Genomic DNA, 15,161 nt, shown 5'->3' on the forward strand with positions numbered 1-15,161 from the left:
ATGACACTTGAAAATAATGAAGAAACTCGCGCCGACGGGCGCGCACTCGACCAGCTTCGTTCCGTTCGCATGACCCGCGGATGGTCCGGGACCGGTGAAGGCTCCGTACTGATCGAATCAGGCAACACCCGCGTCCTGTGCGTGGCATCCCTGACTGCCGGCGTCCCGCGCTGGCGGAAGGACTCCGGCCTGGGCTGGGTGACCGGCGAATACGCGATGCTGCCGCGCGCAACGTCGGACCGCAGTCAGCGTGAATCTGTCAAAGGCAAGATTTCGGGGCGCACTCAGGAGATTTCCCGGCTCATCGGTCGCTCACTGCGCGCAGTGGTGGATATGGCAGCCCTCGGTGAGAACACGATCGTGCTGGATTGCGACGTGCTGCGCGCCGACGGTGGCACCCGCACCGCATCTGTGACCGGCGCATGGGTTGCGCTGGCCGATGCTGTCAGGTGGGGAACTGAAAACGGCCTCATTCATCCACAGGCGTCCGCTCCCGTGCTGTCCGACTCAGTCAGCGCCATTTCAGTGGGAATCATCGACGGCGTTCCCATGCTGGACCTGCCGTACGAGGAAGACGTGCGCGCCCAGACTGACATGAACGTCGTGCAAACCGGTTCCGGTAAATTCGTCGAAGTTCAGGGCACCGCAGAGCACGCCCTCTTTGACCGGGAGGAGCTCGGGCAGCTGCTCGACCTGGCCACCGCCGGCAATGCGACGCTGCATAACCTGCAGCAGCGCGCACTGGAAGCCGAGGTCGGCACAACCGTCTCGTTGGAGGATTGAGATGAACGAGGGCGACGCGCTGGCCACACCAGTCCTGGCATTTGCCACGTCGAACGCGCATAAGGTCTCAGAGCTGCGCGCAATCCTGGATCCGTTCGTGCCGGGAGTTCACGACGGATACATCGTGACGCTGGCGCAGGCCGGCGCAGATGAACCTGTCGAAGACGGCATCACCTTTGAGGACAATGCGCTGATCAAGGCGCGTCACCTGTGTGAACTGACCGGCCTGCCCACTATCGCTGACGATTCAGGAATCACGGTGGACGTGCTGGGCGGGGCGCCCGGGATTTTCTCAGCGCGCTGGAGTGGACATCACGGTGATGACGCGGCGAATCTGGACTTGCTGCTCGCTCAGATTGCGGATGTGCCCGATCGGCATCGCGGTGCCGCATTCGTGTCAGCGGCAGTGCTCGTCACACCTGATGGGCAGACTTTTGTGGAACGCGGCGAGGTGCACGGCCACCTGCTGCGCGAACGCCACGGCAGCGGCGGATTCGGCTACGACCCGATTTTTGTTCCCGACGGCTTCGACTGCACAACCGCCCAGATGAGCCCCGAGGACAAGAATGCGATCAGTCACCGCGGCATTGCGTTTCGTGCGCTCGCCCCGCACGTGGCACGCGTACTGGCGTCCTAGATTCTGAAGAGACTGGCCTCAGCCGCAGGCTCACTGCCCACAGCCGCAGGCTGGTCGCCTCAGATTTCGAACACGTCACCAGCGCGGGCGATCTGCGCCTCCCCCTGCCAGGTCTGGCGCAGTTCACTCATCACCGTGTCGACCGGGGTCCACGGCTGAATGTGAGTGAGCACCACTCGCCTGACACCGGCCTGCGTGGCGACCTCGCCCGCACGTACACCCGACATGTGGATGCCGCGCGTCGTGTCAGCCTCGGTGAATCCGGCTTCGCTGAGCAGCAGGTCGACACCGCGCGCACCCTCAATAATCGTGTCGCACTGGTCGGTGTCGCCGGTAAAGAACATGGTGGCGCCACCCTCGTCCTCAATGCGCACGCCGAAGGCTTCGACGGTATGTTGAGCAGTGCTGGGCGTGATGGTCAGGGGACCCACGTTGAAGGGAACGCCCGGGCGCATCCGGTAGAACTCGAATTCATCGGTGTATGTCTCCGCCGGGTCACACCCGTCAATCTGGCGCACCCGTTCAGGCAGTTGTTCTGAACCTGCCAGCAGGAGTGTGCCGCAGCCTCGTCCCGGCCCCCACCTGCGGTGCACGTGCAGGGAAATCACGTCGCCCATGTGGTCGGCGTGGCAGTGCGAAAAGATCACTGCGTCCAGGTCTGCCGGGTCAATGACGCGCCAGAGCTGCCCGAAGGCACCCGGCCCCATCTCCAATGCAATATTCCACGTTCGCGTCGTGCCGTCCTCACGTGTTTCCTGCGTCTGCAGCAGGTAGCAGGACGCAGGTGAGTGCGGGCCGGACATTGAACCGGTGCATCCGATGATGGTCAGCGTCATTGACATGTCATCACTCTTTCCGTGGTGTGTCGGGTGCGGCATCCGGAGGCGTTCCGTCTCGCGCAAGCCGTGCATCGGCGGTAGATGCAGGACCGTGAATGTTATGAGCCGAGCGCACTTCCGGTCCCAGGAATCGGCGCGCGAGGTGTTCGAACGTCTCAGGAGCTCCCGTTGTCAGGAATTCGTGGGCAGGCTCGGTGAGCACCGACTGCTCTGTGCTGGCCTGTTCGGGGATGGGAGCGGTCATGTCGCGCTCCACCAGCAGTTTGTACGTGTCGTTGGCCGTTGCTTCCGACGAAGTGACGAGGGTGACGTCCTCACCCATCGTCTGGCTGATGATGCCAGTCAACAGCGGGTAGTGCGTACACCCCAGGATGACGGTGTCGACGTCGGCGTCGATCAGTGGTGCCAGGTAGTCGCGTGCGACGGCCTCGAGCTCCGGCCCGGTGGTGATGCCTGCTTCGACGAATTCCACGAAGCGGGGGCATGCGGCTGAAAAGACGGATACGTCCGGAACTGCTGCGAGCGCCTGGTTGTAAGCCTGGGATTGGATGGTTGCGGAGGTGCCGATGATGCCGATTCGGCGGTTGTGGGTGGCACGGATCGCTGAGCGCGCGGCCGGTGTGATCACTTCGATGACCGGGATTCCCTGCTGCGCCGTGTAGCGTTCACGGGCATCTGACAGCGCTGCTGCGGTCGCCGTATTGCAGGCGATGACCAGTGCTTTCACGCCGCGTTCGACCAGTTCATCCAGGCAGGTCAACGCGAGCTGGCGGACCTGTGCGATTGGGCGCGGACCGTACGGCGTGTGGGCTGTGTCCCCCAGATAGACGATGCGTTCGTGAGGGAGCTTGTCCATGACGGCGCGGGCGACCGTCAAGCCGCCCAAACCTGAGTCAAAGATCCCTATCGGAGCACTGTCCATGTTTGGAGACTAATGCGACCAGGCCTCCTCGCGCACCGCTGTCAGTAGTGAATCCTGCCACCACGTGACCATCATGTACATTCCGGCACTCATCGTTGCCTCGCTGAGCGGCTGCTCCAGGTCACATGCGTGCGCAAGCTCAGCGACTTTATTCTCCGCTTCACGTGAGTCAATACCCAGTTCACCCGCCAGAGCCAGTCGCACGTCATTGAGGGCAGCGAGCCAGTCCCACACTTCCTGGTGGGTGACCATTATCACCACCGTGTCTGTGCCGATTGCAGACGAGAGTTCGGTGTGGATCCGCCGCAGTCGCGCCGCTTTTTCCGCACGCAGGAAGTCTTCGGTCAGGGCTCGCAGATTCGCCGCCTCCGGTGGGTCGTCGCTCATGGGCGGGAGCAGGCTCCCCAGTGCCGGGTCGTGTGGCTCATCGCGCGTGGTTTCCACTTCGGTGGCGGCGAGCACGAAGGTGGACAGTTCGCCCGGCTCGTCGAGGACGACCAGTATTTCTTCAATGAGCTGGCGCAACAGGTGCAGGAACTGCGTCGACACGTTGCAGACGTATCCGGCTTCCTGCAGTGCGAACGCAGTGATCATGTGAGTTGCTCCAGCGTGGCGTGCAGGCCGTATCCGTGCATGGCCAGCACATCAGCTTCCATGCGTTCTCTGATTCCGGTTGACACGACGGCCCGGCCGAATGTGTGGATCTGCGCAGTCAGTTCGTCGGCAGCGTGACGCGAGTATCCGAAGTGTCGAATCAGCACTTCTACCACGTAGTCGTTCAGGTTCACCACGTCATCCCACACCACGGTTTGCCACTGTGCCAATGGGCATGACGAGGCATCCTCGCGCGGCTGATCAGGAACCGCACGGTCGTGAAACGACGTTGTCATAGACCTCCCGCTCATGCTCCTAAGCGTATGGCCCCGCAGGTTTAGCCGTGCCGTTTTGACGCAGTGCATTTTCGCGCGCGCCGCTTCTGGCCATTCACACTCATTTCATGGCGCTCCCACTGGCCTTTTGAGTGGCAAGCAGATTGCCGGCGAGTCGGTCTTTCCGGTGAGAAGAGAGTAGATTGAGGGTATGCCTGCTTCACCTTCAACTGCTCTGTTAACAGACATGTATGAGCTGACCATGCTGGACGCTGCGATGAAGCGCGGAACCGCGTCCCGCAAAGTGGTCTTCGAACTGTTCGGTCGTCGCCTGCCAGCAACCCGCCGTTTCGGTGTCGTTGCGGGCACCGGCCGCATCCTCGAGGCGCTGGAGCGTTTCGAATTCACCGACCAGCAAATCGACTGGCTCCACGATCAGAAAATCGTGTCCGACGACGCGCTGGATTATCTCAGAGACTTCCGTTTCGGCGGCACGATCGACGGCTACCAGGAAGGCGAATGCTATTTCGCCGGATCGCCACTGCTGACCGTGGAGGGCTCCTTCGCAGAATGTGTGCTGCTGGAAACGCTGCTGTTGTCGGTCCTCAACCATGACTGTGCGATCGCATCTGCGGCATCCCGCATGACGATCGCAGCTCACGGCCGTCCCTGCCTGGATATGGGTGCGCGCCGCACCCATGAACGCGCCGCCGTTTCAGCTGCCCGCTCCGCAGTGATCGGCGGATTTGCCGGCACCTCGGATCTGGAAGCAGGTATCCGCTACGGCATTCCGACTATCGGCACGTCCGCTCACGCGTTCACGCTGCTCCATGACAGCGAGCGCGAAGCTTTCGACGCGCAGATCGATCTGCTTGGCGCCTCGACCACGCTGCTGGTTGACACCTATGACATTCCGCAAGGGGTCGTCAACGCTGTTGAGGCTGCCCGCGCAGTGGGTCAGGAGCTCGGGTGCGTGCGCATCGATTCCGGTGACCTGGTGGCGCAGGCGTTCACGGTGCGCGGCCAGCTTGATTCACTGGGCGCCACATCCACGAAGATCACCGTCACGTCCGACCTCGACGAGTATGCGATAGCCGCCCTGGGCGCGGCACCCGTGGACTCCTACGGCGTGGGCACTCGCCTGGTGACCGGGTCCAAGGTTCCGACCGCGGCGCTGGTGTACAAGATGGTGGCTCGTGAAGATTCAGACGGCGTCATGCAGCCCGTTGCCAAGAAATCGCAGTCCAAGAGCACGGTCGGTGGCCGCAAGTACGCCGGCCGCCTCTACGACGAGGAAGGCTACGCCTACGAGGAACTCCTGGTCACGGCTTCGACACGGAAGGCTGCCGAAGAAGAGCTGACGAAGCAGAAGGCGCGCCCTCTGCAGATCCCGCTGGTTGTCGACGGTGAGATTCGCAGTGAACTGTGGAGCATCGATGCGCTCAAGCAGGCACGCGACCATCACTTGAAATCACGCAACGAGCTGCCTTACCAGGCGTGGCGACTGTCTGAAGGTGAAGCTGCAGTCTCCACGCGCTACGTGGAGCTGGACTGATCTCAGTTGTCGCCGGCGGTGGTGGACGTCACCCCTGCGCCCTCTGATGGCGTAGCAGCAGCGACACCGTCGTCACCGGACACGAGCTTGAGGCCGATGACGCACGCGATGATTCCGCACAGTAACAGGATGCGGACCACGCGCACGGGTTCTGCACCGCTGAGCATTGCCCACAGCGCAGTCGTGCCTGCACCAATCCCGACCCACACCGCGTAGCCGGTGCCCACGGGGATTTCTTTCAGCGCCCACCCCAGGCCGCCCATCGAGATCGCTGCTCCGAGGATAAACACGATGATGGGCACCACCTTGGTGAACCCTTCAGACTTGGACAGCGCGGTCGCCCACACTGCCTCAAAAACGCCGGAGAGAACAAGAACGAGCCAATGCATGATGCAGCCCCTTTCAATTGGGGCCGTCCCCACGTGATCACCGCATCCGGGTCGTCCCAAAGCGCTGGGCACCTTTATGCGCGCCCTACGAACCAGCCTCTCAAAAGAGCGATACGTGCGTCAATCTGCGCGGTGGTTGCCCGCGCGACCTCCGGTCCGCCGCAACGCTGACGCAGTTGCGAATGAATCAGTGCATGTGAATCGCCTGAGCGCCGCGACCACTGGCCGACCAGACGCGACAGCTCCTTGCGTTTCGCGGCGCGTGCCCGGTGATCCGAGATCCCTGCATTTGCGTCGCGCAGGTTCTTCGCATCGCTCTGACGGCGCTGGGTCTTGATCTGCTCCGCCTGCCTGGCTTTGAGCAGCGTCGTCACCTGGTCGGCATCGAGCAGACCGGGAATCCCCAGGTATTCCTGCTCCTCGATCGATCCGACCTCAGCGCCTGATCCCCACGACGATCCTTCGAACAAGACTGCGTCGAACTCGGCATCCCCGCCGAGTGCTTCGAACGTTCCGGTCAGTTCCGAACTCGCATTTTCCACCTTGTTGGCCTGTGCCATCAGCAGGTCTTCCGCACTGGTGTCCATCACGGTTGGGTCATCAGGGCCGTGATGCGGTTTGTCGAGGGCGTGGTCGCGTTCCACTTCCATCTGCCCTGCCAGATCCAGCAGCGGCACTACGGAAGGGATAAAGACGGTGGATGTTTCGCCTCGTCGTCTGGCTCGAACAAAACGGCCGACAGCCTGCGCGAAGAACAGCGAGGTCGAGGTGTTTGTGGCGTACACGCCGACTGACAGTCGCGGCACGTCTACCCCTTCAGACACCATGCGCACAGCAACCATCCATCGGTCAGTGGATTCGCGGAAGTGATCGATACGATCGGAGGCATCCGCATCATCGGAGAGCACGACAGTGGCCGGCTTTCCTGTGATGGCGCGCAGGCGCTGCGCGTAGGCGCGTGCCGCCGACTGGTCGGAGGCGATCACCAGTCCGCCAGCGTCGGGAATTGCGCGCCGCACCTGTGACAGGCGCTGATCGGCTGCCTGCAGGACAGCGGAGATCCACTCCCCTTTCGGATCCAAGGCGGTGCGCCATGCCTGCTTCATGATGTCCTTGGTGGAATGCTCCCCCAGTCGGGCGTGGTACTCATCGCCGGCGCTGGTGCGCCATGCCATGTCACCGGAATAGGACATGAACAGGACCGGTCGCACGACACCGTCATGCAGCGCATCTCCGTACCCGTAGGTGAAGTCGGCCTGTGAGCGGCGGATACCGTCACTCCCCTCGACGTATCGCACAAACGGGATGGGAGAGGAGTCCGAGCGGAAGGGGGTGCCGGTCAGGGACAGGCGCCTGGTTGCTTCCCCGAATGCGACCCCGATGCCGTCACCCCATGACAGCGCGTCGCCGGCGTGGTGGATTTCATCCAAGATCACCAGCGTGCGAAATGCACGGGTACGTGAGGAGTGGACGTGCGGGTTTGCAGCGACCTGAGCGTAGGTCACCGCCACGCCGTCGAAGTGCGAGCCTGCACGTCCCTGGGAGTTTGAGAAAGCAGGATCAATGTGGATACCGACGCGCGCCGCCGCGTCGGCCCACTGGGCTTTCAGGTGTTCGGTCGGGCAGACCACGGTGATTTTCGAGACGACACCTGCGCCCATCAGTTCGACCGCTACGCGCAGCGCGAATGTCGTTTTTCCGGCTCCGGGTGTGGCGACAGCAAGGAAGTCCCGAGGTTGGGCGTTCAGGTACTGCTCGAGTGCGGCTGCCTGCCAGGCACGCAGACTTCCAGCGGTGCCCCACGCGGCGCGAGCCGGGAAAGCAGGTGGAAGTTGGGCCGCCGCGGAAACCGATGGTGAAGCGGAGGAATGTCCCTGGTCTTTCACTTGCCGGAACCGCCCCGCCCTCCGTTTGAAAATGGCCAGTTTCCGCCGTTCTTGCCCATTTGATCGCGCAGCTTCCTGCAGGTCGGGCACACCGGGTACTGTGAGGCCTCACGCGAGGGGATCCACACTTTCCCGCACAGTGCCACCACCGGCTGTCCGGTAATCAGCGAGGAGGATACGCGGTCCTTTCGCACAAAGTGTGCGAACCGATCGCCATCACCGGGGTCTTTTTCCTTCTCTTTGACCTCGGTGCGTTCCAACAGGCCGGTGCTGGTCGACGGACCTGCACCACCGCCGGCAGGACTGCCAGGATCTGCCGGGCTTACGGGTTCGCCTGGGTCTGTCACTGTTTCGGCCACTGCTTCGACGTCACACATACCTTCATTGTAAGTGGGACGGCTCAGGCCCTCGACCTGATTCGGGCCGAGAGCCTGAGTGTGAAAAGTCTCGCCGCCGCGATCATGGTACGGCAGCTGTGAAGCAGGTCAGTGGCGCGATGCCCACTCCGCTTCGTACAGTTCCACCATCTCCAACTGAGAGGCTGCCGCTTCGTCCAGCAGCACAGTCACTGCGGGGTGGAACTGGATAATGGTGGCAGGCCAGCGCGCTGACACGCCGCCTTCGATCAGTTCCTTCACAGCCTCGGCCTTGTTTTCACCTGTGGCGATCATAAGCAGCTGACGGGCCTCCATAATCGTTCCCAGTCCCTGCGTGATGCAGTGGGTGGGCACCTGCTCCAGGTCGCCGTCGAAGAAACGTGCGTTGTCCTGACGGGTCTGGCGTGACAGTGCGCCCGAGTGAGTGCGTGATGAGAGGGATCCGCCGGGTTCGTTGAATCCGATGTGTCCGTCTGATCCGATTCCCAGGATCTGCAGGTCAACGCCTCCTGCTTCGCGGATCCGCGCATCGTATGCTGCAGCGGCTTCATCCAGGGTGTTGCCGTCGCGTTCGTCAGGTACATTGAGGCCGCCTTTGGGCAGGTCGATGTGGTCGACGATGTTCTCGCACAGGAAACGCCAGTAGGACTGCGGGTGTTCGCGCGGAACTCCGACGTACTCATCAAGCTGGAAGAACTGTCCCTTGGCGAATGAGAGTGTGCCCGTCTGGTGACGCGCGACGAGTTCGCGGTACAGCGGCACGGGTGATGATCCTGTCGCAGTGCCCAGCACTGCGGTGGGCTTGTCTGCGTACAGTTTTTCGATCAGGTCTGCACCCAGGGATCCGATTTCTTCCTCGCTCGAGGCGACGTGGATCAGCATTCCAACTCCTTCGTAGTTGTGTGTCATTGACGAGGGCGACGCAACGCCCTGACGAATGGGTCACCCCTCATTGTAGAAGTTCGCCCACGTCCCGGCCTGTGCCAATGGGCCCGGGGCCGTGACGTGGTTCGAATGTCACAGGTGGAGGAATTCACGCAGCTGCTCGCACGTGGCTTCGGCTTCTTCCCTGGTCGGCATCTCGCAGAAGATACGCAGCAGCGGCTCGGTGCCGGAGAAGCGAGCGATGATCCACCCCTGGTCGAAGTAGACCTTGCAGCCGTCCTTGTAGGACACTGACTCAACTGGCCTGGTGAATTCAGGCAGTTTCTTGTCTTCCATCAGTGTCTTGAGGATTTCGAGCTTGCGTTCGGGTGCGAATGCAAAGTCGGTTTCCGCCATGTAGTGCGGCGGGAACTGTCCGGTGATTTCGTGGTAGATCTGGCTCATGGGCTTGCCGATCACGGCGATCATCTCGACCAGCAGTGCGGCCGCATAGATGCCGTCCTTGCCGTGGATGTGTCCACGCACGGTGATGCCGCCGGAGGATTCACCACCCAGGATCGCATCTGTTTCCAGCATCTTCGAGGACACCCATTTGAATCCGACGGGCACCTCGTAGCAGGTCTCACCGAATTTTTCGGCCACTTCGTCCAGCAGTGAGGTTGTGGCGACGTTACGCACCACCGGGCCTTTCCACCCCTTGTATTTGAGCAGGTAGTAGTACAGCAGGACGAGCAGCTGGTTCGGGTGCAGGAATTCACCCTGGTCATCGATTACGCCGATACGGTCGGCGTCGCCGTCGGTAGCCAGTCCCAGCGCACAGTTGTTGTCCAGCACGTACTGTGTCAGAGCGTCCAGCGTGGCTTTCGTCGGCGCCGGCATGCGTCCGCCGAACAGTGTGTCGTGGCGGTCATGGATCGTGTCCACTTCGCAGCGCGCGGTCATCAGAATCGTCTGCAGCGAGGTGCGCGAGACGCCATACATAGGGTCGAGGGCGATATGCAGGTTCGCTTCACGGATCGCCTGCATATCGATCTGTTCGCAAATCGAGTCGATATATCCGTTGAAGGGGTTGATTTCAGTGATGGCGCCACTGTCCAGCCCAGCCTGGTAGGTGACCGAGGGGATCTGTTCTTCCCCTGCGCCTTCAATGGCTTCCATGCGGCGTTCGATGTCAGCGGTGACATCTTCGTTAGCATCCTTGCCACCCTCGGTAAAGACCTTGATGCCGTTGTAGATGGCGGGGTTGTGGGAGGCGGTGATCGCCATGCCGTAGGGCAGTCCCTGATTCTTGACCGTCCACATGATCATGGGTGTGGGGGCCTGCGTGATGCGGATGACCTGGCAGGTGATTCCTTCACCGGCAAATACTTCTGCTGCCCACGTGGCGGCCAGATCCGACAGGAATCGCCTGTCGTAGCCGATGACCAGGCCTTTTTCTGCGTTGTTTTCGTCTTTAATGCGGCTTGCCAGCGCTGCACACAGGAGGCGAACGTTGTGGCGTGTGAATTCGTCGCCGATAATCGCGCGCCAGCCACCTGTACCGAAATGAATTCGTGACATCATGTCCTCTTGAATTGAACGGACAGACGCTGCAGGGACACCCTCGTCAATTCGATGGCCGCCCTGCGGTCGTTCCATCATTGTCAGTGAGTGACACAGTCTACCCTCCTCGTCTTGACACTTCAATGAATCTTGCCCACCTTCGTTTTTCCACGCATCATTGCCGAGGCAGTCCTGCGCTACCTTCTGCGATCCCACTACACTGGAACCGGCACTTTGCTGGAAGGTTTGATCACGCCTCAACGTCCACAGGAGGATGACATGGCACAGGCACATCACAAAGCGGTTATTTTGGCGCGCGGCCTCGGTTCGCGCATGCGCAAGGATTCTGGGGACACGCAGCTGTCTGCTGAGCAAAAGCGCGCAGCTGATTCCGGTGTCAAAGCCATGATTTCGGTGGGGCGTCCTTTCCTCGACCACGTCATGAGCGCCCTGGCCGACGCCGGTTTCACTGATATTTGCCTGGTGATCGGCCCTGAGCACGACATGATTCGCGACTACTACGATTCGGTGGACAAGCAGCGCATCACCGTCAGCTACGCGATCCAGGACAAACCGCTCGGCACGGCGAACGCGGTGCTTTCTGCTGAGGATTTCGCGGCCGGTGAGCCGATCCTGGTGCTCAACTCGGATAACTTCTATCCCGTTGATGCTCTGCTCCAGCTCGCACAGGTCGACGGGTCGGGTCTTGCCGGTTTCACGCGCGAGGCGATGGTGGAGCGTTCGAACATTGCGGCTGACCGTATTGCGGCTTTCGCGCTGGCCACGGCCGATGCGGACGGCAACCTCGATGAGCTGGTGGAAAAGCCCGATGCCGCCACGATTGAGCGCCTGGGTGAGGGTGCGTTGATTTCGATGAACTGCTGGAAGTGTTCGCCGGCCATCTTCGAGGCAGCCCGCACGATCAAGCCGTCTGCTCGCGGTGAGTATGAGATCACCGATGCTGTACGTCAAGCCATTGCCGATGGTGATTCTTACGCGGTGATCCGCTGTGATGAGGGCGTACTGGATATGTCGAATCGCGGCGATATCGCTTCGGTGGCGGCAGCGCTGGAGAATCACGAGGTCCGCCTGTGACTTCCTGGTTTGTTCCCGGCCGACTGGAAGTGTTCGGCAAGCACACGGATTACGCCGGTGGCCATTCCATCGTCGCGGCAGTCGATCGCGGCATTCGCGTCACGTTGGACGAGGGGGACTTGCCGGACGGTGGCATTTCAGCTCAGACGACCGCACTGCCGGATCGCGTTGAGGTTGGTGCAGGTGCGGCGAGCACTCTTCCTGCCGGCCACTGGGGTCACTACGTTCAGGCGGTGGTGGATCGCCTGACACTCAATTTCGGCCAGCTCAAACCTGCGCACCTGAGCTTTGATTCCGATTTGCCGTTGGCCTCCGGAATGAGTTCGTCGTCTGCGCTGGTCGTGGCGTCGGCGCTGGCTTTGATTGATCACAACGATCTGCGTGAGCGTGAGGAGTGGAAGGCGAACATTCACTCGCGCGCCGATGAGGCCGGATACTACTCGTGCTGCGAGAACGGTTTATCGTTCGGGTCGTTGGAGGGTGTGCGTGGCGTGGGCACTTTCGGTGGCTCGCAGGATCACACCGCCATGATGTGTTGCCACGACGGTCGGCTCACTGAGTTTTCGTTTTGCCCGATCCAGGAGCACCGCTCGGTGGCACTCGACGACACGTGGACGTTCGTCGTGGCGGTCAGCGGTGTCCTGGCGGAAAAGACGGGCAGTGCGCGCGATTCGTACAACGCGCTGTCGGCTCGGATTGCGGCAATTGTGACGCAGTGGAACAAGGCGACCGGGCGCGCAGATGCCAGCCTGGCTGATGCGTTGGCGTCCTCCGGAGATGCGGTGGAGCAGATGCGCCGCATGCTTGCTGACGAGCCGGACCTGCTCACGCGACTGGATGCGTTCATCCGTGAATCGACCGTTCTGGTGCCGCAGGCACTCGATGCGCTGGATGCCGGCGATATCGATGCGTTTGGCGCTGCCGCTGATGAGTCGCATCGCAATGCGGATGAGAATCTGGGCAATCAGGTTCCTCAGACGAATGATCTGCAGCGCCGTGCCCGCGAACTGGGTGCGCCGGCGGCGTCGGCATTCGGTGCCGGCTTTGGCGGGTCAGTGTGGGCGCTCGTGGAGCGCAGCGGTGTTGACGATTTCGCGAACGCCTGGCTGGAGGATTACAGGCGCGCATATCCTGATGCCGGGGGCCGCGCGTCGGCTCTGCCGGTTCGGCCCGGAGTGCCTGCCCGCCGGGTGGATGGCCTCAACGACGCTTCTTTCTGACGACCGGCAGACGAGTGTGGGGCAGGTATCGCGCGCGATACCTGCCCCACATCGTATGAAGTGGCAACAGTGTTGCCGATCATGCCACCGTCAACGTGGCATCATCTTCACTTGTTCGAAACAGCCTTCTTCAGGGTCGAACCGGCCGAGATCTTCACGCCGTAGCCAGCGGGGATCTGGATTTCTTCACCCGTGCGGGGGTTGCGGCCGGTGCGGGCAGCGCGCTCAACGCGCTCCACTGACATGAGGCCGGTGACCTTGACCGGCTCACCCTTGGACAGTGAGTCGATCAGAACGTCCTGGAATGCTGACAGTGCGGCATCGGCTTGGACCTTGGTGAGGTTGGCGCGCTCAGCAATGGCGGCAACCAGTTCGGTACGGTTGACAGACATGTATATATCTCCTCTTGCAGTTCATTGGGGGTCACTGGACATGACCACTGAGAAAACCCTAAACAGTCCAACGGCCTTTTGTCAGGTTCAACACCACTTTTTGGCGATTTTCGTGGCGAATCTCAGTTTTTTGCGCCGCTTTTGGCTTTTAAACGGCGCAGCGGAGGCGTTTTGGCACCCTCAAGCACTCGTCCGGGCACCCTCGTCACTCGGCGTAAACCTGCAGAGGGTGCCCCTGCAGCGCGCTTTAGATGCCTTCCGCCAGTCGGTAATAGACCTGATTCCAGCGCACGTGATCAGCGAAGGAACGTACCGTCGTGTCCTCGTCGATGACAAGCAACTCCATCTGAGCCATAACAGCGAACATCTGCCACGTCTCGACGTCAATCTGCGTGGACATCGCCGTGTGGTGCGCTCCGCCGGCAGTGAGCCATGCTTCAACCGAAGTGTACAGGTCAGGCTTCGGCTTCCACATTGCCCGGGCAACCGGCAACTTCGGCATGTCATGCGGCGGCTCGATGACGTCAACAGCATTGGCAGTGAGGCGGAAGCGGTCACGCATATCGGCCAGTGACACCACGACTCCTGGCCGCGCATCAGCATTGAACACGAGGCGCACAGGGTCTTCACGATCCCCGATGCTGAGTGGGTGTATTTCGAGGCGCGGGCGCGACTGAGTCAACGACGGGCACACTTCCAGCATGTGCGCACCCAGGATCATTTCTTCGCCTTCGACAAGGTTATAGGTGTAGTCCTCCATCAAGGAGGCACCGCCCGGCAGACCTTCACCCATCACTTTGGCGATGCGCACAAGAACAGCTGTTTTCCAGTCGCCCTCGGCACCGAACCCATAGCCGTCTGTTGTCAGGCGTTGCACGGCCAGGCCGGGCAGCTGCCGAAGGGCTCCAAGGTCTTCGAAGTTCGTGGTAAATGCGCTGGCTCCGCGCGCTTCAAGGAATGAGCGCATCGCAATTTCCTGACGGGCGGCATACCGCAATGAGTCGTGGCGTTCACCGTCTTTCTTCAGTTCAGGTGCGATGTCATACAGTTCGTCGTACTCGTCAAGGAGGGTGTCGATGTCAGCGTCACTGACCGCTTCCACTGCTTCGACAAGATCGTTGACTCCCCACGTGTTCACGGATACTCCCAGTCGGCGCTCAGCCTCGGTCTTATCCCCTTCGGTCACCGCGACGTTGCGCATGTTGTCACCGAAGCGCACGACGCGCAGCTCGTGAGCGGCAGCCCACCCTGCTGCGGCACGGATCCAGCGCGAGACTTTTCGAGCGACGTTCGGGTTGGATGCGTGGCCTACGACGGTGGTGCGTGCGACGCCCAGGCGCGCCAGGATGTAGCCGTATTCACGGTCTCCGTGAGCTGCCTGGTTGAGGTTCATGAAGTCCATGTCGATGCTGTCCCAGGGGATCTCCACGTCGGCCTGGGTGGCCAGATGCAGCATTGGCTTCGTGAGGACTTCGAGGCCGCGAATCCACATTTTTGCCGGTGAGAACGTGTGCATCCACGTGATGACACCGAGCACTGAGTCATCACCGGAGGCGTCCAGCATGGCGCGACGAATCGAGTCGGAATCCTTGAGCACCGGCTTCCACACAATTGGTGCAGGCATCAGCCCGGATTCGTTCAGCAGCGTCACGACCTGTTGCGACTGGTCGGCTACCTGCTTGAGGGTGTCTTCTCCGTAAAGGTCCTGGCTTCCGGTGAAGAACCAGACTTCGCGTGAGTCATAGAAACTCGTCATGAGTATTGTTCCTT

16 protein-coding genes are annotated in these 15,161 nt (G+C 61.4%); 5 read left to right on the forward strand and 11 right to left on the reverse strand.

The window, feature by feature from the left end; translation table 11 throughout:
* Window positions 1-783 carry a ribonuclease PH gene (rph, locus tag HMPREF2975_RS02930; RefSeq protein WP_058236229.1) on the forward strand — a complete coding sequence of 261 codons (783 nt, stop codon included), beginning with the start codon at window positions 1-3 and terminating at the stop codon, window positions 781-783.
* A 1-nt stretch (window position 784) separates the two neighbouring features.
* Window positions 785-1,420 carry an RdgB/HAM1 family non-canonical purine NTP pyrophosphatase gene (rdgB, locus tag HMPREF2975_RS02935; RefSeq protein ID WP_070725657.1) on the forward strand — a complete coding sequence of 212 codons (636 nt, stop codon included), beginning with the start codon at window positions 785-787 and terminating at the stop codon, window positions 1,418-1,420.
* A gap of 59 nt (window positions 1,421-1,479) precedes the next feature.
* On the opposite strand, the gene HMPREF2975_RS02940 is transcribed toward rdgB, so the two are convergent.
* The 4 genes from HMPREF2975_RS02940 to clpS are packed head-to-tail and all read right to left on the reverse strand — an operon-like array spanning window position 1,480 to window position 4,086.
* The gene (locus HMPREF2975_RS02940; protein ID WP_058236230.1) at window positions 1,480-2,256 is read right to left on the reverse strand and encodes an MBL fold metallo-hydrolase; all 777 of its coding nucleotides are present in this window, start codon (window positions 2,254-2,256) and stop codon (window positions 1,480-1,482) included.
* Between the two features lie 10 nt (window positions 2,257-2,266).
* Window positions 2,267-3,181, reverse strand: a complete 915-nt coding sequence (gene murI / locus HMPREF2975_RS02945; RefSeq protein WP_070725660.1) for a glutamate racemase — start codon at window positions 3,179-3,181, stop codon at window positions 2,267-2,269.
* A 9-nt stretch (window positions 3,182-3,190) separates the two neighbouring features.
* On the reverse strand, window positions 3,191-3,775 hold the full coding sequence (locus HMPREF2975_RS02950; RefSeq protein WP_058236059.1) for a DUF2017 family protein: 585 nt from the start codon (window positions 3,773-3,775) through the stop codon (window positions 3,191-3,193).
* Window positions 3,772-4,086: an ATP-dependent Clp protease adapter ClpS gene (gene clpS / locus HMPREF2975_RS02955; protein WP_227469160.1), complete on the reverse strand. Its 315-nt coding sequence runs from the start codon at window positions 4,084-4,086 to the stop codon at window positions 3,772-3,774. The genes HMPREF2975_RS02950 and clpS overlap by 4 nt, the downstream gene beginning before the upstream one ends.
* A 175-nt stretch (window positions 4,087-4,261) precedes the next feature.
* Here clpS and HMPREF2975_RS02960 point away from each other — a divergent pair, with 175 nt between their 5' ends.
* Window positions 4,262-5,605: a nicotinate phosphoribosyltransferase gene (locus HMPREF2975_RS02960; protein ID WP_070725661.1), complete on the forward strand. Its 1,344-nt coding sequence runs from the start codon at window positions 4,262-4,264 to the stop codon at window positions 5,603-5,605.
* 2 nt (window positions 5,606-5,607) lie between these two features.
* Here HMPREF2975_RS02960 and HMPREF2975_RS02965 read toward each other — a convergent pair whose 3' ends face one another.
* The 5 genes from HMPREF2975_RS02965 to HMPREF2975_RS02985 form a co-directional block, all read right to left on the reverse strand.
* Entirely contained in the window at window positions 5,608-5,994 is a 387-nt protein-coding gene (locus HMPREF2975_RS02965) for a DMT family transporter (protein WP_083314366.1), read from the reverse strand.
* Window positions 5,995-6,068: 74 nt separating this feature from the next.
* Window positions 6,069-7,880: a DEAD/DEAH box helicase gene (locus HMPREF2975_RS02970; RefSeq protein ID WP_083314367.1), complete on the reverse strand. Its 1,812-nt coding sequence runs from the start codon at window positions 7,878-7,880 to the stop codon at window positions 6,069-6,071.
* Complete coding sequence (locus tag HMPREF2975_RS02975) at window positions 7,877-8,257, reverse strand: DUF3039 domain-containing protein (RefSeq protein WP_082628455.1); 381 nt, start codon at window positions 8,255-8,257, stop codon at window positions 7,877-7,879. The genes HMPREF2975_RS02970 and HMPREF2975_RS02975 overlap by 4 nt, the downstream gene beginning before the upstream one ends.
* A gap of 108 nt (window positions 8,258-8,365) precedes the next feature.
* Entirely contained in the window at window positions 8,366-9,139 is a 774-nt protein-coding gene (nagB, locus tag HMPREF2975_RS02980; protein ID WP_058236061.1) for a glucosamine-6-phosphate deaminase, read from the reverse strand.
* A gap of 135 nt (window positions 9,140-9,274) precedes the next feature.
* A complete protein-coding gene (locus HMPREF2975_RS02985) occupies window positions 9,275-10,702 on the reverse strand; it encodes a phosphoglucomutase/phosphomannomutase family protein (RefSeq protein ID WP_070725702.1) in 1,428 nt (475 codons plus the stop codon).
* A 261-nt stretch (window positions 10,703-10,963) separates the two neighbouring features.
* Between HMPREF2975_RS02985 and HMPREF2975_RS02990 the strand changes: the two genes are divergently transcribed.
* Window positions 10,964-11,779, forward strand: coding sequence for a nucleotidyltransferase family protein (locus HMPREF2975_RS02990; RefSeq protein ID WP_058236062.1), 816 nt, complete (start codon window positions 10,964-10,966; stop codon window positions 11,777-11,779).
* Window positions 11,776-12,999 carry a GHMP family kinase ATP-binding protein gene (locus HMPREF2975_RS02995; protein ID WP_070725663.1) on the forward strand — a complete coding sequence of 408 codons (1,224 nt, stop codon included), beginning with the start codon at window positions 11,776-11,778 and terminating at the stop codon, window positions 12,997-12,999. Before HMPREF2975_RS02990 ends, HMPREF2975_RS02995 begins: the two co-directional genes overlap by 4 nt.
* Window positions 13,000-13,106: 107 nt before the next feature.
* Here HMPREF2975_RS02995 and HMPREF2975_RS03000 read toward each other — a convergent pair whose 3' ends face one another.
* The gene (locus HMPREF2975_RS03000; protein ID WP_070725665.1) at window positions 13,107-13,391 is read right to left on the reverse strand and encodes an HU family DNA-binding protein; all 285 of its coding nucleotides are present in this window, start codon (window positions 13,389-13,391) and stop codon (window positions 13,107-13,109) included.
* A 247-nt stretch (window positions 13,392-13,638) separates the two neighbouring features.
* Window positions 13,639-15,147 (reverse strand): L-arabinose isomerase, encoded by a 1,509-nt coding sequence (gene araA / locus HMPREF2975_RS03005; RefSeq protein WP_070725668.1) that lies wholly within the window; start codon window positions 15,145-15,147, stop codon window positions 13,639-13,641.
* Window positions 15,148-15,161: the final 14 nt, after the last annotated feature.

The organism is Actinomyces sp. HMSC065F12 (assembly GCF_001814535.1).
Taxonomy (GTDB): domain Bacteria; phylum Actinomycetota; class Actinomycetes; order Actinomycetales; family Actinomycetaceae; genus Pauljensenia; species Pauljensenia radingae_A.

Excerpts from the sequence above, each read along its gene's own strand:
- rph (WP_058236229.1), top strand. The coding sequence starts at position 1 with ATGACACTTGAAAATAATGAAGAAACTCGCGCCGACGGGCGCGCACTC.
- rdgB (WP_070725657.1), top strand. The coding sequence starts at position 785 with ATGAACGAGGGCGACGCGCTGGCCACACCAGTCCTGGCATTTGCCACG.
- HMPREF2975_RS02940 (WP_058236230.1), bottom strand. The coding sequence starts at position 2,256 with ATGACGCTGACCATCATCGGATGCACCGGTTCAATGTCCGGCCCGCAC.
- murI (WP_070725660.1), bottom strand. The coding sequence starts at position 3,181 with ATGGACAGTGCTCCGATAGGGATCTTTGACTCAGGTTTGGGCGGCTTG.
- HMPREF2975_RS02950 (WP_058236059.1), bottom strand. The coding sequence starts at position 3,775 with ATGATCACTGCGTTCGCACTGCAGGAAGCCGGATACGTCTGCAACGTG.
- clpS (WP_227469160.1), bottom strand. The coding sequence starts at position 4,086 with ATGAGCGGGAGGTCTATGACAACGTCGTTTCACGACCGTGCGGTTCCT.
- HMPREF2975_RS02960 (WP_070725661.1), top strand. The coding sequence starts at position 4,262 with ATGCCTGCTTCACCTTCAACTGCTCTGTTAACAGACATGTATGAGCTG.
- HMPREF2975_RS02965 (WP_083314366.1), bottom strand. The coding sequence starts at position 5,994 with ATGCATTGGCTCGTTCTTGTTCTCTCCGGCGTTTTTGAGGCAGTGTGG.
- HMPREF2975_RS02975 (WP_082628455.1), bottom strand. The coding sequence starts at position 8,257 with ATGTGTGACGTCGAAGCAGTGGCCGAAACAGTGACAGACCCAGGCGAA.
- nagB (WP_058236061.1), bottom strand. The coding sequence starts at position 9,139 with ATGCTGATCCACGTCGCCTCGAGCGAGGAAGAAATCGGATCCCTGGGT.
- HMPREF2975_RS02985 (WP_070725702.1), bottom strand. The coding sequence starts at position 10,702 with ATGTCACGAATTCATTTCGGTACAGGTGGCTGGCGCGCGATTATCGGC.
- HMPREF2975_RS02990 (WP_058236062.1), top strand. The coding sequence starts at position 10,964 with ATGGCACAGGCACATCACAAAGCGGTTATTTTGGCGCGCGGCCTCGGT.
- HMPREF2975_RS03000 (WP_070725665.1), bottom strand. The coding sequence starts at position 13,391 with ATGTCTGTCAACCGTACCGAACTGGTTGCCGCCATTGCTGAGCGCGCC.
- araA (WP_070725668.1), bottom strand. The coding sequence starts at position 15,147 with ATGACGAGTTTCTATGACTCACGCGAAGTCTGGTTCTTCACCGGAAGC.